The sequence below is a fragment of the Simkania negevensis Z genome, from assembly GCF_000237205.1.
In the GTDB taxonomy this organism is placed as follows: Bacteria; Chlamydiota; Chlamydiia; order Chlamydiales; family Simkaniaceae; genus Simkania; species Simkania negevensis.
In genome coordinates, this window is sequence record NC_015713.1 from 2217627 (window position 1) to 2239442 (window position 21816).

Consider the following 21816-nt stretch of genomic DNA (forward strand, 5'->3'; position numbering starts at 1 on the left):
TTTCATCAAGTCGATTTTCGATGATCGATATACGCCCATAAGATAAGGATGAAAGAAAGAGCGACAATAAGATAGTCTCCAAAATAGGTGTAGAGGGTCGGATAGGTATAGAGATGGAGTTCCGTAATCAAAGCTCCTCTTTGTACTTCGAGGTTCTCCGTCCCCAATTGTCCGACTGTCCGTCCTAAGCTATCCACTGCTGCTGTGACTCCGGTATTACATGCTCGCACCAAGGGTACCCCATTTTCAATTGCCCGCAATTTTCCGTGGCTGAAGTGACTCAAATGCAGTCGGGATGAAGGGTACCATGCGTCATTGGTGACATTAATAAAAAGCTTAGCCCCTCCTAATTTTCCTTGACGAATGAGGTGACTAAAACACTCTTCATAACAAATCGAAATATTGAGAGGGTAGGCTCCTTCAAAGACTTTTGATTCCTTTCCATGAGTAAAAAAATCGGTAATGCCATAGCGAGCAACAAGAGGTTTTAAAAATGAAAATGGCAAATACTCTGCAAGAGGGAGAAGAACCCGTTTTTCATATCTATTGATTGTGGTTTTATGAGGTAATAAGTGGAAAGCTGCGTTATAACTCTCTCCTTTTTCTTCATCGGAGTCATCGAGACCAATCACGACCTCTGCTTCATAGTGGTCTGCGAGAGCTTGTGCCCAAAAAAGATTGCTCACATACCAACGGACTTTTCCATTTCCTTCGTGTTTTTCTGCTAGACGGGAGTTCAGAAGATAGGACCAATCATGCGGCCCCCAGGCGCTTTCCAGAACGTATCTGACATCTTCATAGTCATAAACTTTTCTATTTGCAGAAAAGGGCACAGTATATTCAGGCATTGCAATGAGATCGACCTCAAGCGCTCCTTTTTCCTCCAAATAACTTAGGATGGCTTCCCATTGTTGATATGGAGGGACATAAACATGACCTTGATGGTAAAAAAAAGATTTCTCATTTGGAAGCAAAGATGTCTGAATCAAGGCTACATGAGTTTTTTCATTCCACTCTTTTGAGTCATGGTACAGCATATGCAAAAAACCAAATAAGAATGGAAATAGGAAACACCCTGCAGCAATGGCGCCTCGCTTCACATTCCAACTTATCATAGCTTGCAACACCAGAAGATTGACAAGAGCTGTCCAAAAAGAAAGGCCAAAAATTCCCCAAACAGAGGCAAGTTGAGACGAGACTGGAAAGGCTGTCATGGAAAGGCCAATGGGGTTCCATGCAAATCCACATAAGATAAAGAGGCGCCCCCACTCAATTAAAGTCCAAATGGCTGCAAGAGCTAGAAGCTGTTTTGCTTTCAAAGGGGTCGTTTTTGGGAAAAAGAGAGAAAACAGACCAAACTGCATGCCTAAGAGTAAAATCAGCCCACCATACACAAAAAAGATATACGTTCCCTGAAATTGAGGGGTGGCAAGCCACGAAAGCTGCACGGCTTGCACGGCAGTAAACCAAAGAGTACTGAGGATAAATCGATGCTTCTTACTTGGGAAGGTGAGTAAAATCAACCAAAAAAAGGCAAAGCCGCAGCTGCTCGCTAAGAGGGAAAGGATGGGGCTTACATCGGGCTGTCCCCAAGCAACAATGATAAAGCTGAGAAGGAAAAAGAAATTCTTCTTTAGCATGATTTTTTAAACCGAGGGCTAATTGAAAGGAGAATAAAACTTCCTATAAGCGCGAGATTTTTCATAAACATTGTAAGTTCCAAAGCTCTGGCATCTCCAACTTGAAACCAGAAATCATGATAAACAAGAGTGGTGGGAATGAGAAAAATGAGGAGAAGAAAAGCTCCAAGTCGCATGAAAAATCCCGAAATAAGAAGGATCGAACCTGCCAATTCAAAAAATGTCGCAAAGCCTAGCATCACTGGGACAAAACGGATGAAGTGATCGAAAATGCTCGCATCGGGAAAATACATGCGAAGTGTACTAAACTTCATCAAAATGCCTTCTCTCGTGTCATGCCAGTAAAGAACCTTTTTGATTCCAGCAATCAAAAAGATCAACCCAAGGCAAAGACGCCCGATAAAAAAAATAATTTTTCTCATTTTCGACATGAATCGCAGTTTACCATGTAGGAAATGTGAAAGGCAATTGCTAAGATACCCCTTTCCCAGGTAAAATAGAGTGAAAATATTTTTTTATTCACATGAAAAATTTTCGTAAACACCATCTTTTAGAAATTTTTGATCAGAGCGAAAAATCGAGACTTCCCCTTGATGCTTTTTTAAGAGATTATTTTCGCAAAAATAAAGCAATTGGGTCTAAAGATCGGCAAGAAGTTTGTGAAACGCTTTATGGAATGGTGCGCTGGCGAGGGTTGCTCGACCATCTTTGTGACCGCCCAATAAATTGGAAAAAACGATTAGATATTTACCAGCAAATCAATCCCAATGATTTTCTAAATGAAAATGCGATCCCTATACATGTGCGCTTGAGTTTTCCAAAGTTTATTTTTGATACATTGAAAGAAGCTTATGGTGAAAAAAAAGCGATTGAACTCTGTTTAAATTCTAATGAAACTGCGCCAACAACCGTGCGTGTCAACCCAGCAAAAATTGAGCGGGATGACCTCCTTAAGCACTGGAAAGAAATCTATGACGTTTCGCCTTGCGGCAAATCTTCGTTGGGCATTGTTTTTCATAAGAAGATCAACTTTTTTGCCCTTCCCGAATTCAAAGCTGGTCTGTTTGAAATTCAAGATGAAGGAAGCCAACTCGTCGCAAATGAAGTAGACCCTAAACCTGGTGACCATGTTTTAGACTACTGCGCGGGTTCAGGTGGGAAAACGCTTGCATTTGCACATAAAATGAAAGGGCAGGGACAGATCCATCTTTACGACATTCGCCCTCACATGCTTCTTGAAGCAAAAAAACGGCTTAAGCGGGCAGGGATCCAGAATGGACACCCTTTAACTGAGCAACATCTGAAACGGAAAACTCTTTTAAGGAAGATCGATTGGTTACTCCTCGACGTTCCTTGTTCGGGAAGTGGAACCTTGCGTCGCAACCCAGATATGAAATGGAAAATAGATCGAGAAATGATCGAGCGTTTAGCGGCAGAACAACGCAAAATTTTTGCAGAAACATTAAAATTTTTGCATCCTAATGGTCGAATCGTCTATGCTACGTGTAGTGTTTTTCCCGAGGAAAATGAGAGGCAGGTTTCAGGTTTTATTAAGGAATACAACCTAAAACTCGTCAAACCTCCTTTTCTATCTCTCCCCGAAAAGGGAAATATGGATGGTTTTTTCTCAGCAGTATTGAGTTATTAAATATGAAGAAAACGTTACTTTACCTACTTTTTTTACCTTTTTGTGTGAGTTTGATAGCCGACGAATATGCTCCCGTCACCTCTTCTTTCACAGGGGCATCAAATCAACGAGAACCCCAAATTATCATTAATAATTGCCCTCTGGCAAAAATTAACGGAAAGATCATTTCACTCATTGATGTAGTGAAGAAAATGGATCTATTCCTCTACGAATATGACCCCAACCTCAAGCTCTCTGCAGCTGAAAAAGTTCAATTCTACATGGGACGTTGGAGCGAAACCCTTGAGGAAATGATTTGCAACGAATTGGTTTTACTCGATGCGCAGCAAAAAGAAATCAAAGTAAGTGACGGAGAGGTACGTGAGGAACTCGAAGATCGATTTGGTCCCAATATCATGTCAAACCTAGAAAAAATTGGGTTAACATACGATCAAGCAAGAGAATGGATTCGCAATGATATTACAATTCGGCAAATGATGTGGTTCAAGGTCCACTCTAAAGCGCTGCAAACAACAACTCCTCAGGTGATCAAAGCCGCCTACCAAGCTTATTTAGAGAAAAACCCACCTGTTGAAAACTGGACCTATCGCGTTTTTTCCATCCGTGGAAAAGATCAGGAAGCTTGTGAAACTTTAGCAAAGCAAGCCTATGCTCTTCTTTCAACAAAGGAAAAGACTTTGGAAGAGGTTGCAGCTGAGCTTAAAGAACAACATCAAGAAATCACCATCACAGTCAGTGATGAGCTATCTGGAGACACTCCAAATATTTCTAAACAACATTACGATGTAATAAAAAATCTGAGCACTCACTCTTTTAGTGAGCCGGTATCTCAAGTAAGCCGCTTTGATAAAAGCACAGTTTCGCGCGTGTTTTATCTCGATAATTTAGTCGAAAAACTCCCGAGTGATTTTGACACGATGCACGAACCCCTTAAGAACAAGCTTCTGCATGAAACGGCTGACAAAGAAAAAGAACAGTACTTTAATAGCCTAAAGAAGCGATACGGATTTGATAAAGTGAGCCCTCGTATGCCTCTCTCAAGCGACTATCAACCGTTTACGGTTTACTAAGGGACGGCGCTCAATGGGGCTTTATCAGCCTAAGGCTTTGAAAAAGCTTCTGGAGGATCTTAAAACACATCCTAAGAAATCTCTTTCTCAAAACTTTTTGATCGATGGGAATATCGTCCGGAAGATCATTGAATCTTCAAGAGTTACTGATGGTGATCACGTGTTAGAAGTTGGTCCTGGCCCCGGCGTTTTAACAGAAGCCCTACTGGGAAAAGGTGCCTACGTCACTGCCATCGAGAAAGATGACCGCTTTGCCACTGCTCTTGAAGATTGGAACCACCCCAAGCTGACCATTGTCCACGATGATTTTCTCAAAGTTGACCTTCTTTCAGTTCTCAAGGAAAAAACAAAAGTTGTAGCCAATATCCCGTACAGCATTACGGGAATTTTACTGCAAAAACTTCTTCCCATGGGGAAACAAATTGCATCACTCACATTAATGGTACAAAAAGAGGTGGCTGAGCGGCTCGTAGCGAAGAAAGGAACAAATAGTTACAGCTCATTCACTCTTTTTGCCTTTTATTACTCAACACCTCAGCTTCTTTTTTCAGTCGAACCCACCTGTTTTTATCCGAGGCCCAAGGTGACTTCAGCTGTTGTCCAGTTGACCTTAAAAGAGGTGAATGAAAATGCCCCCTCACCCCTCCAGCTGATTCGGATAGCGTTTCAACAAAGAAGGAAGATGCTTCGAGCTTCTCTTAAATCGCTCTATACGGCAACGCAAGTGGAATCAGCACTCAAAGAGATGGGGCTTTCAGTAACTACACGTCCTCAAGAACTCTCGCTAGAAGAATTCCAAAAACTTTACAATTTACTTGCTCAATGAATGAACCTCTTATCTTTTACGACGGAACTTGCGGCTTATGCCATTTCATCGTCCGCTTCGTTCTCAAAAGAATGGGAAAATCCCCTTTTTACTTTGCGCCACTTAATGGTTCAACTTTTCAAAGCTTAACAATCTCGAATCCTCCTGATAGCCTCATTGTTTTTGTTCCAGAAACCAAACAGGTTTTGTTTAAAGGAAGCGCTGTCATCTATATCTTCAACCGACTTGGGAACCCATGGAAAGCTCTAAGTAGATTTCTCCAATGCTTCCCAATCAAATTCATCGATGGACTTTATAGAGGGGTTGCAAAATTGCGAAGAAAACTCCTGAAGCACCCAAAGCAAAATTGTCCCAACGTTCCAAAACAATTTCAAAAATTTTTCAAAAATTAACTCTTTATTTTGAAAAATATTTTGAAAAAAGCGATCCTTAGCTGAAAAATTGATTTTAAAGGATGTACTTATGAAATTTGGACGCGTGTATAAATGCTTTTTTTTCACCAGTTGTTTTGTGTTATTTTCTTCTTTTTTGAGCATGAAATTTTACGACTTGTTTGAGGATGACATCCCCATCCCCTCTTTAGAACATTTTTCTCCTCCTCCTACGTATTACACTCCTAACCCTCAAAATCCTACAGGGGATTGGATTGTCTACAAAGGCTACTATACCCCAACAACAAATCATATTTGGGTTCCCCATCTTTCAACAGAAGGGCCAGGAATCACTTTCATCCCAACAAATGACTGGTTTCAAAACCTCGCTTGTTGGCCCGATCAAGCTATTATGAGTACAACAGGTCACTACAATCTCTTTTGGAACGGGACGGCTGAAAATGGACTGACCTTTTTATGTCCAAAGGCATTTGCTTATTATTCACTCTCAGGCGTGCCTGCATCAGGGCACTTTGCAATGGATAATAACGTACAGCCTGGTCGCTTTGCAATCATTCCACCTGTGACGCATCAGTATCCTCAAATTCATTGGGAAAACTCAGAAACAGGAAATATGGTTCGTGCCATTCACTATCAGAACGACCAGCTGATCCTGTATTTAGTTCAAGGCGGAGTGTTTCAAGGTGCCCAGTATCAAAATTGCATAGTGAATATTCAAATTCCCACAGGAGAAAAGCCAACTCTTTCGACTGTTGGCGGAATGACAAGACATCAAATCTCCGATCGAAATGGATATGTTTATCTTATCTACACCCCACAATCTTTGAAATTATCCTGGAGCAACCAGGTATTCGTATCTGACGAACCTTACACCGGTTACTTAAATATCGTCTGCATTCCGAATGAAGACTTAGAAGAAGTGAGCTCTCTTTTAGATAACCATGCTAGAGCAATTGTTGTTAAAGCAGAAGGAACCTTTTCGGCTGAGCAGAGCTCTTCTTTTGACTATAGTTTCTCTTACACATGTCAAGACCTTCTTGGAGCAGATACACCACCAGAACCTTTAATTTTACTCATGGACCATCAAGTCAATAAAGCAACTCTTGTCTCTGGGCAAGTTCCAACAGATTTATCTTTGGTTTGTTTAAAAGGAAAACTACAGGCTTATGCAGGCAGCAGCTTTGAGTTTAAATTTCCTGCAGCATATCAGGAATTAAGTGTTGATGCCCTTCCGAGTAACGGCATTACAAAAGAGCAGGCACTTGCCTTAATCAACAATCAAGTTTTAGATAGAGGCCTTGCTGCTGCCACACAAGTTCCAGCCCCTACCCTCGCGATTCCATACAATAAATTCCTCTTTCAAAAAGCCTTAACACTCGCTTATGCGCTACAAGTGATTGAAGTCTCGGAATTAGAAAATCGTTGGGAAACCCAACTTGAAGCTTTGCACCAAAGCCTCATCCAAGGACTCAATAATCTATGGAAAGCCTCATCTACTTTTCCCGAAAAACTCAATGGGCAAATCGTTCAGGTTCCCTCGGGACTGAGATTAGACCCAAATTGGGGAACAGCTGTGTTCTTTCCTGATTCTTATGGGTCTTCCATCTCTTTAAACGACCATATTGTTCAATACGGCTATTTAATTTATCCCATGGTCTTGTTAGATCAATATGAAACAAAAGTTGGGATTGCATCTAAGTATTTGGACCAGCCCTCAGCCATCTCCCCCTACACCCATCGAGACTTAGCAAATATACTCGTTGCAGATATTGGCCAGTCTGGAGGAGACAATTTTGTTCTCCATCGGAATCTTGATTTTTATGAAGGCCATTCTTGGCTTTCAGGATTGGGAAACAGCTTCGATGGCCAAAATACAGAAAGTGAGTCTGAAGCCCTTTTAGGCAGCATGAGCGTTGTCGCATGGCTTGAGCATACCCTCGCAGATCAAAGTTTGATTCAAATTGCACGAAACCGTTGGGCTCTAGAATCAACAGCATATCACTCATATTGGCAAGTCGATTCGGAGTCCACTCCCTACAATGCTGTTTGTCCCGAGTACGTGCAAACAGGACATCTTGTAGCCTCAATGGTGTGGCAAAACAAAATCACAGCAGAAACTTGGTGGGGCCTCAATTGGGATCGCATTATCGGTTGCGTCTTCATGCCAACTTCAGCAAATCTGCTAGATAACTTCCTTGGAAAAGCTACAGACCAAGAACCTGTGGTTTCTGAAAGCTATGTGAAAGATATTGCCAACTATGTTTCAAAAAACTGGGATACTTTTGACACTGGAAATACCATCCAAAGTGTTTTAATTCCTCTCGTTGCAAGATCAGCGACAGATACTCCCTGTCCTCCGTTAGGATTACCAGGCTCAATTTCCAACATGATTCAAGATGTGAAAGACGGAAAAACTCATTTTGATGTGGGTACGAATGAGTTTATTATTACTGTGATCTCTATGTATGCACAAAACTTACTAAACGGATGTGATTGAGGGCACAAACCAACTGTATTGCTCAATGGGAGTGTGCCCCTAAATATTTATGCAGCAGGTGCAGCTTGATTAATGAGCGCAACTTTCTTGGTCAGAGGAGTCACGCTTAAATCAATCTGCACTTCTTTGCCTTTTTCTGTCTTCACTTCTTTGACAATTGGATGGATCTCAATTGTCTCTGGCAATTCGTTTTTGATGTTAATCGTGATATTGTTGTTATTGACAACTTCAACAGTTGGACGGCTTAAGCTACGATAAACTTTATAGCCTAGGCAAGCCACTGCAGCTGCAGTTGCAACGTAAGGAAGGTAATTCCAAGCAACAGTTGCAACTGTTGCAACTGTTTGAGCAGTTTGTGTAAAGGTTTCACCTACTGTAGCTTCTTCAGAGAAACCGGTGTCCATTTGCTCAACGTTTGATGCTTGGCCTGTAAATGTCTGAGTCGGCTCGGTTGGCATCTCATCGAAAACCGCGCTTGCCGTGCCTGCAACATTTCCCGTAAGAAATGAAGGGAGGTAGGACCCTGCGTATCGGGTCAAAAGATGTGCACCGAGCAAAAGTGTCGACAACATCTGCGTTGAATGAGTGTGTTCTATACCCATTACTTGCCTCCTTCAAAGGTTTTGAATCTATTTTGTATAGATTCTTCACTTGAGGGTTATATTTTAACCTGAATAATTATATTAATCTACGAAAACCTGTTAAATAATTATTTAACAGACCTATTTGATTTAAATACAAAATAAAGAGTCGAACCAACTGCTAAGAGAAGGAAAACAATGAGAACATTACGCAGCGGCGTGAAGTCTAAACTACCAGTTTTCAGTCCATCAACAAAGGCAATAAAACTTTTCTTTTTAACATCCCTTGTTGCGTACAGGGGCGCTTTTTCTAAAATCTTATGGTTTTGATCGAGGATATGCATCTCCCCAACCCATTCACCAGCAGCGATGGGAAGTTCGAGTTGTTCCCAATTCAGTTCAATACTGATTTCAGGCTCTTCAGAAGGAAAGTAGTTGATGAGAACATTTTCCATTAAAGAGGCTCTCAAAGGAGTCTTTCCTTTTTTTATTTCACGGGTGAAATAGTTTTCATCTTTGTTAAAAAGGAGCCGCGTCTCTTCCTCCTGAGAAAAAGCCGCTTCGAAGAGGCGAATGGCATCACGGTATTTTTGCTTGGGATCTTCGCATTCAAGGAGTACAGCAATGAGAATGCGGTCGCCTTGCTGGGCAGCTCCTACAAAGGTATGTTTTGCGTGAGAGTGGTAACCATTTTTCATTCCAATGACTTTGGGATAAAAAAACTTTCCCGGCTGCAGCAAGAGCCCGGTATTTTGAATGATCCTTGCACTCTGCATGTTTGTAGCTGAACGCTCATACTCTTTAGTCGCAAGGATTTCTAAAGCTATTTTGTTTTTTATGGCGTCTTGCATGATAAGCGCCATGTCATATGCAGATGTAACATGTTTAGGATGATGCAATCCATGAGGATTAGCAAAATAAGTGTTTTTGCATCCTAGTTTTTTGATGTAATCATTCAATCCACGCATGAACTTTGGAATCGTTCCTCCAACATGGTGGGCAATGAAATTAGACGCATCGTTTCCCGAAACAAGCATCATTCCATAGAGAAGATCTCTCATAGAAAGCCTTTCTCCTCGTTTGATCCAAAAATGGGTCCCATCGGGTTCGAGCCAGTATGCGGGATCTCTATAAAGGTGTGCCTCTTTCATACTTCCATTGATCTTCTTTAAACAATGGTAAGGACATGTCACGACTTCATCATAACTCTCGTTATATTGAGAAAGTGCATAGGTCAAGGTAGCAACTTTCGTGATACTTCCTGGATAATGGGGATCATGAGGAGCTTTTTCATATAAAATAGCTCCTGTCTTTGCATTGATTAAGATGGCAGATTTAGCTGTCACTTTCACTTTTAGTGGTTCAGCCCAAGTGTATTGGCAAAGACAAACGAGAAATAGGATCCAAAAACGCACGTAAAACATAGTCCTTCTTATAGCAGAAATTCATAAAAATTCAAAACATATTGAATTCATTTTTAACCATTTGATCAAAATCGAAAATAAAACTTATCAAACAAGCTTTAAAAAAATACTCCTCGCCGCTATGAAGAAAAAAATGTAATGGAATTAACAAGGCAGTTCATGAATCCGATCCAATTAGATCAAGCATACAACGAATTCATTTCAAATCTCGCGAGTTGGATTCCGGAAGGGATTATTGAAGTGGATATCGAACTTTTAGAAGAAACAGGTCTTCTAAATCACGAATCCTTTGAGGAAGAGCAAAAAACTGAGCAGCTTCCTCATTACTTTCACGTGATTGAAACAGCAGACCGCGTCACTCTGTTCAATCATCAATTCGTCATCTGGATCGTTCCAAAAATTGTCGATGAAACACCTACGACAATTGTTCTCATTGCCCTCATGAACGAAAAGCATCCCCATCTTGAAATTGTTTTCTCTACTCAAGGGGTTTATAACACCCCCAAATTTGTCTTGCGGCTCTTAAAATATTATTTGTCAGAAGTCATCGATACAGAGGAAGCCATCTCTTCAATTGAAAATTAATGGTTCAAAATAAACTTTTAGTTTTTTGTATTCTATTATACTCAAACAACTTTAAAAATTGGTTTTGGGCAACGCGAAAGCTTTCGGAATTCGTCGATTTTAAGTGGCCTAATATTAGGAATATGAGGTCACTTAAAATCGGCTAATTACGGTGCTTTGGCGCAGCCGAAAATCCAATTTTTGAAGTTGTTTGAGTATAACTCCAAATCTATTGTCAACGACAAGAACTCTTCGTCGTCGCTATTTATTTGATGTTGAACTATACTTCCTGATAAAATTAAGAAATCCTTCAAGAAAGGAGTTGAAAAATGTTGGCTTTTAGACCCCTAGCTTCAAATATTGAAAGACATGTTCTTTTTTCAGGAGCTCGTTATTTTTCCTCTCGAGCACCAAATGAAAATCTTCCTTTGTGGAATCGAGTTTCAAACCTGGGTATAGGCTTTTTGCAAAAAAGGCTTAACTTGGAAGTCGTCTCTTACAAGCCTTGGGCGGGACCAAAAGGAGTCATAAATCCCAAAGCTGCAGAAATGTATGCGCGTGCAGAAGCTGCGGCAACGCGAAGAAAAATTGACGAAGCAATGGAAGTGCAAGCAAGTTCTAAGTAAAAGCAGGAACTTGTTCCTGCTTTCTTTATGAACTAACTTATGTCCTATCCACAACAGACAGTTTCCAACCACTTGAAAACATCACCGTTTTTGTAAACTCCAAAGCATCGCTAGGATTCTTAAAACTCGATTTCAAAAATTGAAAAATATAACGGCCCAAGCGAGGCCCTTCATGTGTAAATGTCTGTTCATGGAAAGGGGAGTAGATATCATCAAGAGTTTCTGCATCTGATCCAAGTAGACGCTCAAAATCTTCCCCATCTAAAAGTTGAGGGTTTTGTTCTAAAGCCTCAAGAATAGCAATTGCATAAGGTTGTAACCGCCCATCACTTGCCAAGCGTGTCATGGCGTGAAGAACTTCAAGAGGCACGTGAATACATGCAACTTTCATGTCTTTTGTAAAATAAGTAAGATATTCACGCTGCGTCATTTTTTGTCGACTGACACCATTCACAACCCAGTAATCAGGTCCGAAATCACGCGCTGTGGCATTGAGAGCTCCCTTGGCCACACACTCCGTACAGACGGGCTGTTGTAGGGGCAACTCATCACTTCCGCCTACCATGACAACGGGATAGTCTCTCCAGTTCTCCGCAGAATGGTTATGACCACTGTTTAAGACGTATTGCCCACTGACATGATCTTGGAATATCTTTGGTTGTACGAGGCCCACGCGCAGTTGTGTCATAGTTTCGATCTTACCGCTATCAAGAGTGAGGGCTATCGCATCTTCAGCTTCTCTACGGACTTTTGCATAAGTACAACGTTTTGGATTTGATATCGAAGCTGCTATCGAAGAAAGATGTGCAACACCTATCCCTCCTGCAAGATTTCTAACCCCATCAATAACACCATTCAGGAACCCAATGGGTTGAGCAATATTCTTCTCTTTAAGTTGTTTTTCAGTGTCTGGAGACCCACAAGCAGATGTCGTTCCGCCAAGCGTTGAAATCACTCTGACACGATCATAAGTTTTCCCATGAGTAGCTTCTCTTACAATTCGAGCCACCTCATTAGCATCTGCATAATCTTGATGCCTGATTGGCACAAATTGTAGCTGTGGGTTGTTAAAATGCTGTTGATAGACTTTTTTTGTATTCTCAACGTTACCTGTCAAAGCAACCACTTCCATTCCTTTCTCCAGAGCCTTTGGAATGATGACTTGAGAAATGCTGCTATTTGCCGCTGGAATGACGACGACTTCTTTGAGCTGTTGGCGAAATTTTTGATCTTCTCGACTTTGATGAGAAGAATTCTCATAAGATTTAAGCGATTGTTGATCAAATGGTTGCGAATAATAGTATCTTACTCCTGGCGCTCGAATCAACCCTCTCATACAAAACATACTTCCTAGCCCTCTTTTACTTCCCGCAATTGCAATTATTATACAAAAAATTATAATTAATTATTACAAAAATTTTTAAAAATTAATTATATAATTATTAAAAAATAACAGTATTTATATAGATGCAAAGAATATTGTCTTATATAATTTATAATTAGACGCTTATGTTTAATGACACATGAGTCGAAGTAGAGAGAGCTTTGTAAGAAATCCAGCTATTTGATCTGACTGAAAATGGCTTGATCAGCTGAAAGAGCCTCTATTGGTTCGTCGAGCTGATAGAGAGGAAATACCTCATTTTAATCGACGGGGCGCGCGAGCGATAGGCTAAAGCATAGTCGAAATGTAGCCTTGATTCTCTACTTTATATTCAAACAACTCCAAAAATTGGTTTTAGGCAACGCGAAAACTTTCGGAAATAGTTCTGAAGTTGATTGGTGTCCAAACGAGGTCATTAAAATAGTTGATGAAACTCCTAAGATAATTGTTCTCATTGCCGTCATGAGCGAAAAAATCCTCATCTTGTAATCGTGTTCTCAACACAAGGGGTTTATAACACCCCAAAGTTTGTCTTAAGACTTAAAAAATATTATTTATCAGATGTGATCGACACAGAAGAAGTCATCTCCTCAATCAAAATGAGGGATGAATCTATCAATTGTAACAGGCCCATCTTAAAGGGACGTTGGATCAAGGGCAATGTGCTTAATATGTTTTCGATTCCATGTATACGTGATGTGAAGCAATCCGTCTTGAGTTTGAATAATTGCAGGATAAGCAAAACTTCCCGGACCATCTTCTAAAACAAGAACATCTTTCCAAGTTTCTCCTCCATCAATAGAAAGTGCCAAATTTAGAGGGGTTCTTTTTGTCTTTGAATGATTATACACAAGAGCAATTCGACCATCAAACATACGTACAGCATCAAATCCTGAGTCGGGATTAGGCAGCTCTGTTGGATAGGCTCTCGTCCACGTTCGCCCACCATCAGAAGATGTCGCTTTGCAGATCCATCCAATCCTTCTGGAGCGGCAAAGCATTGTGATATGTTGACCATCTTCTGTCCAAAAAGTTGGCTGAATCACGCCGATAGGACGATCTTTTGAGGCTGATTTCTTATCTGGGAAAAAAGGAGCTCGACGCTCTTCAAAATAGGGAATAGGATTGCTCCTTTCCCAAGTTAATCCTTCATCACGTGTCCATTCAAAAGAACATGCCCAATTGAGGTAACTTTGAATCGAGCTACCACAAAGAAGCCTTCCATCTTGAAGCAGTAGAGGTTTATTTTTAACTGGCCCAAGAATTCCACCAGGAAGAAGGAATGGCCGTGACCATGTCTGCCCTGCATCAATAGAGGATGTCAAAAAACCTGACCATCTTGTGGGATCGTATCCTGCTTTGTAAAAAAGCAATATCTTCCCTGAGGGCATCGTAAAAAGAACAGGATTCCACGTTGGGGCTCCCCAATCTTCTATAACTTTTACAGGAGCTTGCCACTTATTATCACATTGTCGAGAAAGATAGATAGAAACATCAGAGTTTCCTTCTTTCGAACCTGCAAAGTAGGCAACGATCAGTCCTTCCTCCGTTTCAGTCAAAGTTGAAGCATGGCAAGACTCAAATGGAGCATTCGAAAAGAGAAACTCATCTACGAGTAGGGTTTGACCGCTCGCTCTTAATACTGAAAAGATCATTAAAAATAAAAACTGTAAATTGCGCATGAGAGAAGTTTAAGACATGCATAATTATTGACCAACTTTTATCACACTGAAAATTCCTTGATGATCGGAAAGGGCTTCAGTAGGCTCATCGAGCTTGTATAGAGGAACAACCTCGCTTTCAATCACTAGAGGAAAAGCGTGGTACATCAAAGCATAGTCATAAATATAGTCTTTATTTTTTACTTTAGATCGCTCCCTGTTGGGCGTCCAAACAAGATCGTTAAAATAGTCGGTACACGTGGGATATTGACTCGAGTAGCCATCAATAAATGCCCGACTTAAAATCGAGTTTTTCCATTCCTGAGATCCATAAACCACATTGAGATCTCCAACGACAATTGCAGGAAGAGGCAGATCTTTTTGCAAGGTTTCTATTGTCTGAACAATCATCTGAGCTTCTTCTTCCCGGACTCTTATAGCTGTTTCATTATCATGGGGATTAAGATGTGTTGAAATGAGATAGCAAAAGGGTTTTTCATTTAAAACAAGCGTTCCATAAAAAAAACCTTTGTGAATCCCTTTTTGTCTTCCGTCAGATTCAAATCGGACAAACCTTGGTTCTAAAATCGGATACTTACTTGCTACAAAAAGGCCGCTATCCATGGAAATCTCATCTGGATCTACCACGGCATTGTCTGCTCCAATATTCAGGTAAAAGTAGGGATATTGCCTCTTAAGGGTTCGAAAAAGAACAAACGCACTTTCTTCATCGTGAATTTCTTGGAGACAAACGATATCGCAATTTTTCTTTTTAAGCGCTTTCGCAATCTGCTGAATACGGGTTTCCCAGGGGGCAATCCCCCCAAAATAGTACGTGAGATTGTGAGGCATGAAAAGAACATTCGCATTGAGAATGGAGATCTCAGCTGCCCCTACTTTCTTCATTCCCGTCCCTTCTAGATAGCAGTAAGGAGTCTTTGGAGTTGATGCTAAGCTTTCTAATGCCTTACTTACTAAATCAGCGTTCACTCCGCTTTGAAATCGGTTTAAAAAGTTATAAAAAAACTGCGCTTCATCGGGAAGAAGGTTTTTGACTTCCAAAACATAATTTGCAATCGCGTTTTGAAAACCTTCATCTTTAACCACTTTGGAATATAGGTTGTTGATTTGTTCATAGTAGCGCAAGGAGGTTTTTGCAAGTTCCGTCTCTTTATAAAGTTCATAAGGAATGAGATATCCGAGATCCGTTCGGCTCACTAATGTTTGCTTGATGATCCCGCCCCAAACCCTCAAAGCTTGAGCCCCTTCTTTTTCCTCTAGTTTACGGTGGAACGAACGCAAGTTTAAACTGATGTTTCTTTCATAGTTCTTCCAGAACTTTTCAATTTCAGTTGAATTTTTCGGCAGCAAGTTCTTGATATAAGGAAGTTCTTCTATTTCTGCATAAGCTGTCGAAAGCACGCAAAGTAAACAGAGACTAACAATATTTTTTAAGCGTGAGAATATTTGCATCACCTTCACGGCTGTACTCCATTTTATCCATGAGTTCCTTCATAAATGAAATTCCTAACCCTCCAACAGTCCGTTCTTCAATGGGAGCCATCCGGTCGATCTTCTGACCATTTTCAAGCGGATTAAATGGAATTCCGTAATCTTTAATGATAATCTCAATCTGATCTTCTGGAAAGTAGTTGCAAGTGATTTCAATCTCTCCTTCTTGATCAAGGTAGGCGTAGTGAATGATATTGACAAGAGCTTCTTCTAAGGCTACTTCAATACGCCGCAGCTCAGCTTGATCAAAAGGACTTTCTTCAATCTGACTTATAATCCATGCAAGCATGGGACGTAAGGAAGAAATATTGGCAGAAAAAGTCGAGTTCGCACTCTGAATTGGCTCAGTCATACTAAGTCACTTAATTCAACAAAGTTTTGATCATATCGAAAAGAGTGATTTTTCTTCTAACTTCAAGAACCTGTATTGATCATCTCATGACGACACTATCTAACCTGAACTCTGGGTTTATTTTGCTTAGTCTCAGGAAAGAGAGTTCTCTTAAAATCTCGGAATATTTGTAGATGGGAAGAACCAAACATTCCTTTTCGAGGCAAGAAGGCTGAACAAAAACTCAAGAAGCTATACTCAAACGACTTCAAAAGTTTGAGTATAAAAATTATTGGGATAGGTTCACATTTTCAATGCCACGAACGATTTTTGTGGCGATTTTTTGATAGAGCGGCTCGCGCGCTGAACTTTGAGCTCCTTGCATTGAGTCCAATTGCCCAAGTGAAAAGAAGAGAACAGATTGACGCCCCCCAGTTGGAGTCAGAAAAGAGGTATCGAGAAGAGAATCGGAATTGACAAAGTCGTAGTCTACGTGCGCTGATACATCAATGGGACCATAAACAACTTTTCCAGTTCTTGCTGCAACAAGGGAAAAGCGGACAGTCAATTCACGTCTCCCTTCATTTGGCACAAGTCGATTGATGCGTGCACCTGTTGTTGGATCACTGTCATACTCCCAACCGATGTTCGAATTTTGATCGGAAACGATCTTCCCCTCTAAAATAAGTTCTCCCTCTTTGGCATAAGTAAACTGACTTGAAAGTCCTATCGCCTTGACAAGTTCGTCAGTCAAAAGCCCTTCTTCATCTCCTTTGAAATAAGGAATCGAAACTGTTTTGTAGTGAGAGGAAAGCTGGTCAGAATCTTCCCAGTGATACCCACAACTCGTGAGAAAAAAAGGCAAACTAAGGAGCAGCAGATACTTCTTCATCGCTTTCCACAATGATCGCCTCATCCGCTTTCTTTGGCACCTTATCGGAAGCGTTTTCCATTTCAGAAAATGTTTCAGGCAACCCTAACTTTTCGAGTTTTTTTCTCGAAACCTTTGCTGCTTTTGTATCAGGATATTTTTTTAAAATCGTTTGATAATAAATTGCAGCAGCTTTAGGCCGTTTGGTGCGATGATAAAATTCACCCATTTCCAAGAGATCATCTGCCATGACATCTTTCAAATGCAAAAGCTTCTTTTCAGCTTCTTCTAAACGGGGTTCTCTCGGAAAGTGGAACCGAAACTTGCGCAGGTTAATTTCAGCAAGTTCGAGTCGATCTCCATCAGGAAATTCCTTTTGACACCAGGTGAGGTAAACTTCTGCTACACCCAAATAGCTATCAGGAGCTAAAGGATGTTTAGGGAAACGACGTATCAATGTTTGATAAGCTTCGACACTTTCTTTGTATTCTTCTAAAGCGAGAAGAAGCGTCGCTTTCCGATAGAGAGATTCAGCAGCCATTTCGTCGCGTGGAAGGGTCGTGATAACTTCGTCAAAAATTTCAATCGCCTCTTCGTAGCCATGGATCCATTTTGGCAAACCACGAACATGAAAGAGGTGACGGCGCACACCTTCTTGAAAGTGACAAGCAATTTCAAACTTGTATCGAATGACTTGATCAAAGAACTTTGGCGTCATTTCTTCTTTCAAATAGGCTGAAAAAGATTCATTTGCCATTTCGTAGTCGGTAATTTCATAGTAAGCGACACCCATGTAGTAATAGACTTCTTTAGCAAAGGGGGCATCGGGAAAATCTTGCATGAGCATGCGCGATTGCCAAATGAGTTTTTCCCATTCTTTGTTTTGAAAAAAATCGATGATCAAATTGTAGTGGTCGTGAACCGAAATCTCCGATTTAGATGTAGGATCTAAAGGATTTGCATGGAGAGTTGCTCCCACTCCGCACGTCAAGATGAAAAAAACAAAAATTTTTTTGAGCTGCTTCATTCCAAACTCTAAAGTTGCATTGTAACGCATGATTATAAACATTCACTCTTCAAAAGAAAAGGATTGAATGAATGAAAGATTTTGAAGCTCGTTTTTTAGCCCCTCATTGATGCCAACTCCCCACTTAGATTCGATCTCGAGAGTCCCAACTCTTTGCTGTGACGCATGAAATGCAATTGCAACAGAAGCGCTTCCGGGGAAGCGGTGAAAAAGTTTTTTGAGTTTGACAATCTGGCTAAATCGGGTTTGATCCGCATCCAAGACAAGGTGAAGTTTTTGCTCTTTTTCCTGCATATCGACCTGATTCGTTTGTTTTTTCTTTCTTTTTGCTTCAGTTTTCGCCATTCCTTTGACCTGATCAAAAATAGTATTTAACGTTTTGACCTGATCTTCGCTGAGTTCACTCAAGTCTTCGACAGCTCGACACCTTAACCTGAGCGAGTCATTTTCCCTCTCGACTTGTAGAATGGCAAACAAGAGGCGGTTTTCATGAAAGAGTGGAGCCTTTTCTTCATAGAGATCGGGCCAAATTGGAAGTTCAAACCGCTCCATTCCATCACTGATTATGAGAATTGCAAACTTACGTTGCGTCTTTGCAGAAATTTTGACTTTTAAACTTTCGATGATAAATGCCGAACGGCAAACGCTTCCATGGGGAAGTTCATCGATTTCATGAAACGGCTGAGACCCTAATTGCTCGATAAGCTCTTTGTAGGCATCCATGGGATGCCCAGTTAAATAAAAACCCAAAAGTTCTTTTTCTTTTGCTAAAATCTCTTCTTTTGACATCGGCGAGTCAATTTTTGGGGGCTCTTCAAAAGCTTTGTCTTCATCCCCCAATGCAGAAAACAAATCGAGAATCCCCCTTGCATCTTCTTTTTGTTTGCGAGATGCTTGCTCAAACATGGGCTCAACACTCGCGAGTAACTGTTGTCTCGTCCATGTCGTAAAATCGAAACTTCCAGCCTCGATCAAGTTTTCAACCACTTTTTTTCCGACCATCGAGGTGTCGACTCGCCTGAAAAAGTCGTAAAGTGATTTGAACGGACCGTTTTGTTTACGCTCTGTCAAAATCGCTTCAACAACTCCTTTTCCAACTCCCTTAATTCCCGACATGGCAAAGCGGATTCCTTCTTTTCTTGCACGGAACTCCAGGTCAGCTTCATTGACATCAGGAGAGAGGATTTCAATTTCCATTCCTTCTGCTTCACGAATGTGCTTCGCGACCTTCGTTAAATCATCACTATCACATGTCATGAGCGCTGCCAGCCATTCTTTCGGATAGTTCGCTTTTAAAAATGCCGTGACATAACTCAAGTAACCGTACGCCGCAGCATGCGATTTATTGAACCCATAAGATGCAAATTTTTCGATTTTATCAAAGATCTCGATCGCTTTATCTTGATCGATCCCATGTTCTAGAGCCCCTTTCTGAAACGTTTCCCGCTGACGGGCCATCTCGTCACGATCTTTTTTCCCCATGGCACGACGTAAAACATCACCTTCCCCAAGTGAATAACCGGCAAGTTTCTGCGCTATCTGCATGACTTGCTCTTGGTAAACCATGATTCCATAGGTTTCTTTAATGATGTCTCCCATCATGGGATGGTCCACTTCAATTGCTTCTCGACCATGTTTCCGGTTAATAAATGAAGGGATCATCTCCATCGGGCCTGGCCGGTAAAGCGCCCCAACCGCAATGATCTCTTCAAATTTATCGATATGCAGTTGCTTCGCAAGTTCTTGCATTCCTGAAGATTCAAGTTGAAAGACTCCTTGTGTCTTTCCGTGATTTAATAGTTCAAACGTCTTTTCATCATCGAGAGGAAGATCGACCCAATCAATTTTTTTTCCAGTATCGGCTTCGATCGAATCGACAGTTTTTTGAATCGAAGTCAATGTTTTGAGCCCTAGGAAGTCAATCTTAAGCATTCCAACTGCCTCGACAGGCTTCATCGAATACTGCGTCACGGCAATTTCAGAATCTTTAGCCGAACAGACAGGAATATGATCGGTCAACGGATCTCCACAAATGATCAATCCTGCAGCATGAATCCCCGTGTTCCGAATCGATCCCTCTAACTTTTGAGCAAACTCTAAGATGCGTCCCGCTTCTTCATCATTTGCCCCCATCGCCTTCAACTCGGGATCAATCTCAAAGGCTTTTTCGAGAGTCATTGTAGGATCTTCGGGAACAAGTTTAGCAATGTCATTCACCTTGGATAGCGGAACGTTGAGCACACGTCCAACATCTTTGATTGCCATCTTTGCTTTCATTGTTCCAAACGTGATGATTTGGGCAACTTTTTCTTTCCCATATTTTTTGAGTGTGTACTCGATCACCTCCGCGCGACGATCCATGCAGATGTCGACATCGATATCAGGGTAAGACATCCGTTCTGGGTTGATGAATCGTTCGAAGAAGAGATTGAATCGAAGAGGTTCAATATCGGTGATTCCAATCAGGTAGAGGATAATGGATCCCGCCCCTGACCCTCGACCAGGTCCTACAGGAATACCTTGTTCTTTTGCCCAAGCAATAAAGTCATAAACGATAAGAAGGTAGTCACACATTCCCTTTGATGTGATGATTTCAAGCTCTTGATCGAGGCGACTACGCACAACATCAAGAGGGCTTTGTCCAGGGTACTGCTCTTCAACCTTTACAAGTCTTTCTGCAGTGTATCTTTTCGGAATTCTTTGCTCACAAAGATCTCGCAAAAATTTCTCAGCTTCTCGAACACGCTCTTCTTCAGAGACCTCTTTTCCTTGAAGATGAGGAGGGGTAAAAACTGGATAATACTTGGTGTTAAAGTCAAGAGTAAGCTCGCATTGGTCAGCAATCCTTTTAGTATTCGCAATTGCCTCGGGTAAATCAGCAAATAGAGCTTCCATTTGAGCAGGCGACTTAAAATAAAGCTCATGTGTGGGGATCACATTTCGTTTGGGATTAGGCATTCGTCCTTTCACATTACCATAACTGTCACGCTCAACAATTTCACAAGTTTCCCCAGATTGAACATTCATCAAAATTTCATGAGCTTTCCAATCATCTGGTTCTAAGTAGTGGATATCGTTTGTTGCAACGTAGGGAATCCCTTTTTCATGTGAAAGCTCTAAAAAGCGGGCAATGACTTTATCTTGGCTTTTGATGCGCTCTACATAGCTTTGGTATAGCCAAGACTCATGATCGATCCCATCCTTACTAATGGACGCTTCTGTCATTTGATGCCGTTGCATTTCAAAATAGAAGCGATCCTTATAGACAGATAAGGTCCACTCTAGCTCTTCTTGCAACTCTTCTTCACGATCTTGGACGATCATTTGAGATAAGCGGCTTTGAATCGGACCTGACAGACAAATTAAATCCTCGCAATATGTTTCAAGGACCTCTTTATCTACCCTTGGGGTGTAGTAAAAACCTTCAAGCGAAGCAATTGAAGAAATCTTACAGAGATTTTGGTACCCCTTACGTCCCCTCGCAAGAAGAATAATTGGATACCCGACCGAGTGACCGGAAATGCGCTTTTTGTCCAGACGGGAAAACGGGGCAACAGCAACCTCTATTCCCATAATCGGTTTGATTCCTTCTACAGTGCAACTTTTGAAAAAGTCGACTGCTCCAAACATATTGCCAAAATCGGTTAAAGCAAGAGATTTAAGATCATAGCTTTTGGCTTTTTTGGCTAAGTCTTGGACAGACGCTGTCGAATCAAGAATGGAATACTGGGAGTGCACATGAAGTGGAATCCATCCCATCTC

The 21816-nt window shown here is 41.1% G+C and carries 18 protein-coding genes; 7 read left to right on the forward strand and 11 right to left on the reverse strand.

What is annotated here, in order from left to right:
• Positions 1-5: 5 nt before the first annotated feature.
• On the reverse strand, positions 6-1640 hold the full coding sequence (gene lnt / locus SNE_RS10870) for an apolipoprotein N-acyltransferase (RefSeq protein WP_013944485.1): 1635 nt from the start codon (positions 1638-1640) through the stop codon (positions 6-8).
• The gene (locus SNE_RS12480; RefSeq protein WP_053225359.1) at positions 1634-2062 is read right to left on the reverse strand and encodes a DoxX family protein; all 429 of its coding nucleotides are present in this window, start codon (positions 2060-2062) and stop codon (positions 1634-1636) included. The genes lnt and SNE_RS12480 overlap by 7 nt, the downstream gene beginning before the upstream one ends.
• Before the next feature lie 101 nt (positions 2063-2163).
• Between SNE_RS12480 and SNE_RS10880 the strand changes: the two genes are divergently transcribed.
• From SNE_RS10880 to SNE_RS10900, 5 genes are all read left to right on the forward strand, one after another.
• Positions 2164-3288 carry an RsmB/NOP family class I SAM-dependent RNA methyltransferase gene (locus SNE_RS10880; RefSeq protein WP_013944487.1) on the forward strand — a complete coding sequence of 375 codons (1125 nt, stop codon included), beginning with the start codon at positions 2164-2166 and terminating at the stop codon, positions 3286-3288.
• 2 nt (positions 3289-3290) lie between these two features.
• Positions 3291-4358 carry a SurA N-terminal domain-containing protein gene (locus SNE_RS10885; RefSeq protein WP_013944488.1) on the forward strand — a complete coding sequence of 356 codons (1068 nt, stop codon included), beginning with the start codon at positions 3291-3293 and terminating at the stop codon, positions 4356-4358.
• A gap of 13 nt (positions 4359-4371) precedes the next feature.
• Positions 4372-5184 (forward strand): 16S rRNA (adenine(1518)-N(6)/adenine(1519)-N(6))-dimethyltransferase RsmA, encoded by an 813-nt coding sequence (gene rsmA, locus SNE_RS10890; RefSeq protein WP_013944489.1) that lies wholly within the window; start codon positions 4372-4374, stop codon positions 5182-5184.
• A complete protein-coding gene (locus tag SNE_RS10895; protein ID WP_013944490.1) occupies positions 5181-5576 on the forward strand; it encodes a thiol-disulfide oxidoreductase DCC family protein in 396 nt (131 codons plus the stop codon). The genes rsmA and SNE_RS10895 overlap by 4 nt, the downstream gene beginning before the upstream one ends.
• 142 nt (positions 5577-5718) lie before the next feature.
• Complete coding sequence (locus SNE_RS10900) at positions 5719-8073, forward strand: glycosyl hydrolase (protein ID WP_158307246.1); 2355 nt, start codon at positions 5719-5721, stop codon at positions 8071-8073.
• 47 nt (positions 8074-8120) lie between these two features.
• Here the strand turns inward: SNE_RS10900 and SNE_RS10905 are convergent, their stop codons facing one another.
• Together SNE_RS10905 and SNE_RS10910 are read right to left on the reverse strand one after the other, a co-directional pair.
• A complete protein-coding gene (locus SNE_RS10905; protein ID WP_041419086.1) occupies positions 8121-8675 on the reverse strand; it encodes a hypothetical protein in 555 nt (184 codons plus the stop codon).
• A gap of 107 nt (positions 8676-8782) precedes the next feature.
• Positions 8783-10078, reverse strand: a complete 1296-nt coding sequence (locus SNE_RS10910; RefSeq protein ID WP_013944493.1) for a D-alanyl-D-alanine carboxypeptidase family protein — start codon at positions 10076-10078, stop codon at positions 8783-8785.
• Positions 10079-10237: 159 nt separating this feature from the next.
• Here SNE_RS10910 and SNE_RS10915 point away from each other — a divergent pair, with 159 nt between their 5' ends.
• Both SNE_RS10915 and SNE_RS10920 read left to right on the forward strand, forming a co-directional pair.
• Positions 10238-10663 carry a hypothetical protein gene (locus SNE_RS10915; protein WP_013944494.1) on the forward strand — a complete coding sequence of 142 codons (426 nt, stop codon included), beginning with the start codon at positions 10238-10240 and terminating at the stop codon, positions 10661-10663.
• A 308-nt stretch (positions 10664-10971) separates the two neighbouring features.
• Complete coding sequence (locus SNE_RS10920; RefSeq protein WP_013944495.1) at positions 10972-11268, forward strand: hypothetical protein; 297 nt, start codon at positions 10972-10974, stop codon at positions 11266-11268.
• A gap of 37 nt (positions 11269-11305) precedes the next feature.
• On the opposite strand, the gene SNE_RS10925 is transcribed toward SNE_RS10920, so the two are convergent.
• From SNE_RS10925 to dnaE, 7 genes are all read right to left on the reverse strand, one after another.
• Complete coding sequence (locus tag SNE_RS10925; protein ID WP_041419090.1) at positions 11306-12613, reverse strand: hypothetical protein; 1308 nt, start codon at positions 12611-12613, stop codon at positions 11306-11308.
• 674 nt (positions 12614-13287) lie between these two features.
• Positions 13288-14307: a sialidase family protein gene (locus SNE_RS10930; RefSeq protein ID WP_158307247.1), complete on the reverse strand. Its 1020-nt coding sequence runs from the start codon at positions 14305-14307 to the stop codon at positions 13288-13290.
• 51 nt (positions 14308-14358) lie between these two features.
• Entirely contained in the window at positions 14359-15735 is a 1377-nt protein-coding gene (locus tag SNE_RS10935) for an endonuclease/exonuclease/phosphatase family protein (protein ID WP_158307248.1), read from the reverse strand.
• Between the two features lie 16 nt (positions 15736-15751).
• Positions 15752-16177 (reverse strand): ATP-binding protein, encoded by a 426-nt coding sequence (locus SNE_RS10940; RefSeq protein WP_013944500.1) that lies wholly within the window; start codon positions 16175-16177, stop codon positions 15752-15754.
• 268 nt (positions 16178-16445) lie between these two features.
• Complete coding sequence (locus SNE_RS10945) at positions 16446-17048, reverse strand: LPS assembly lipoprotein LptE (protein WP_013944501.1); 603 nt, start codon at positions 17046-17048, stop codon at positions 16446-16448.
• Entirely contained in the window at positions 17023-18096 is a 1074-nt protein-coding gene (locus tag SNE_RS10950) for a tetratricopeptide repeat protein (RefSeq protein ID WP_013944502.1), read from the reverse strand. The genes SNE_RS10945 and SNE_RS10950 overlap by 26 nt, the downstream gene beginning before the upstream one ends.
• Positions 18097-21813, reverse strand: coding sequence for a DNA polymerase III subunit alpha (gene dnaE / locus SNE_RS10955; RefSeq protein ID WP_013944503.1), 3717 nt, complete (start codon positions 21811-21813; stop codon positions 18097-18099).
• Between the last annotated feature and the right edge of the window lie 3 nt (positions 21814-21816).

What these genes read in the sequence shown, in the direction of transcription:
- lnt (WP_013944485.1), bottom strand. Translation starts at nt 1,640, where the DNA reads ATGCTAAAGAAGAATTTCTTTTTCCTTCTCAGCTTTATCATTGTTGCT.
- SNE_RS12480 (WP_053225359.1), bottom strand. Translation starts at nt 2,062, where the DNA reads ATGAGAAAAATTATTTTTTTTATCGGGCGTCTTTGCCTTGGGTTGATC.
- SNE_RS10880 (WP_013944487.1), top strand. Translation starts at nt 2,164, where the DNA reads ATGAAAAATTTTCGTAAACACCATCTTTTAGAAATTTTTGATCAGAGC.
- SNE_RS10885 (WP_013944488.1), top strand. Translation starts at nt 3,291, where the DNA reads ATGAAGAAAACGTTACTTTACCTACTTTTTTTACCTTTTTGTGTGAGT.
- rsmA (WP_013944489.1), top strand. Translation starts at nt 4,372, where the DNA reads ATGGGGCTTTATCAGCCTAAGGCTTTGAAAAAGCTTCTGGAGGATCTT.
- SNE_RS10895 (WP_013944490.1), top strand. Translation starts at nt 5,181, where the DNA reads ATGAATGAACCTCTTATCTTTTACGACGGAACTTGCGGCTTATGCCAT.
- SNE_RS10900 (WP_158307246.1), top strand. Translation starts at nt 5,719, where the DNA reads ATGAAATTTTACGACTTGTTTGAGGATGACATCCCCATCCCCTCTTTA.
- SNE_RS10905 (WP_041419086.1), bottom strand. Translation starts at nt 8,675, where the DNA reads ATGGGTATAGAACACACTCATTCAACGCAGATGTTGTCGACACTTTTG.
- SNE_RS10910 (WP_013944493.1), bottom strand. Translation starts at nt 10,078, where the DNA reads ATGTTTTACGTGCGTTTTTGGATCCTATTTCTCGTTTGTCTTTGCCAA.
- SNE_RS10915 (WP_013944494.1), top strand. Translation starts at nt 10,238, where the DNA reads ATGAATCCGATCCAATTAGATCAAGCATACAACGAATTCATTTCAAAT.
- SNE_RS10920 (WP_013944495.1), top strand. Translation starts at nt 10,972, where the DNA reads ATGTTGGCTTTTAGACCCCTAGCTTCAAATATTGAAAGACATGTTCTT.
- SNE_RS10925 (WP_041419090.1), bottom strand. Translation starts at nt 12,613, where the DNA reads ATGTTTTGTATGAGAGGGTTGATTCGAGCGCCAGGAGTAAGATACTAT.
- SNE_RS10930 (WP_158307247.1), bottom strand. Translation starts at nt 14,307, where the DNA reads ATGATCTTTTCAGTATTAAGAGCGAGCGGTCAAACCCTACTCGTAGAT.
- SNE_RS10940 (WP_013944500.1), bottom strand. Translation starts at nt 16,177, where the DNA reads ATGACTGAGCCAATTCAGAGTGCGAACTCGACTTTTTCTGCCAATATT.
- SNE_RS10945 (WP_013944501.1), bottom strand. Translation starts at nt 17,048, where the DNA reads ATGAAGAAGTATCTGCTGCTCCTTAGTTTGCCTTTTTTTCTCACGAGT.
- SNE_RS10950 (WP_013944502.1), bottom strand. Translation starts at nt 18,096, where the DNA reads ATGTTTATAATCATGCGTTACAATGCAACTTTAGAGTTTGGAATGAAG.
- dnaE (WP_013944503.1), bottom strand. Translation starts at nt 21,813, where the DNA reads ATGGGATGGATTCCACTTCATGTGCACTCCCAGTATTCCATTCTTGAT.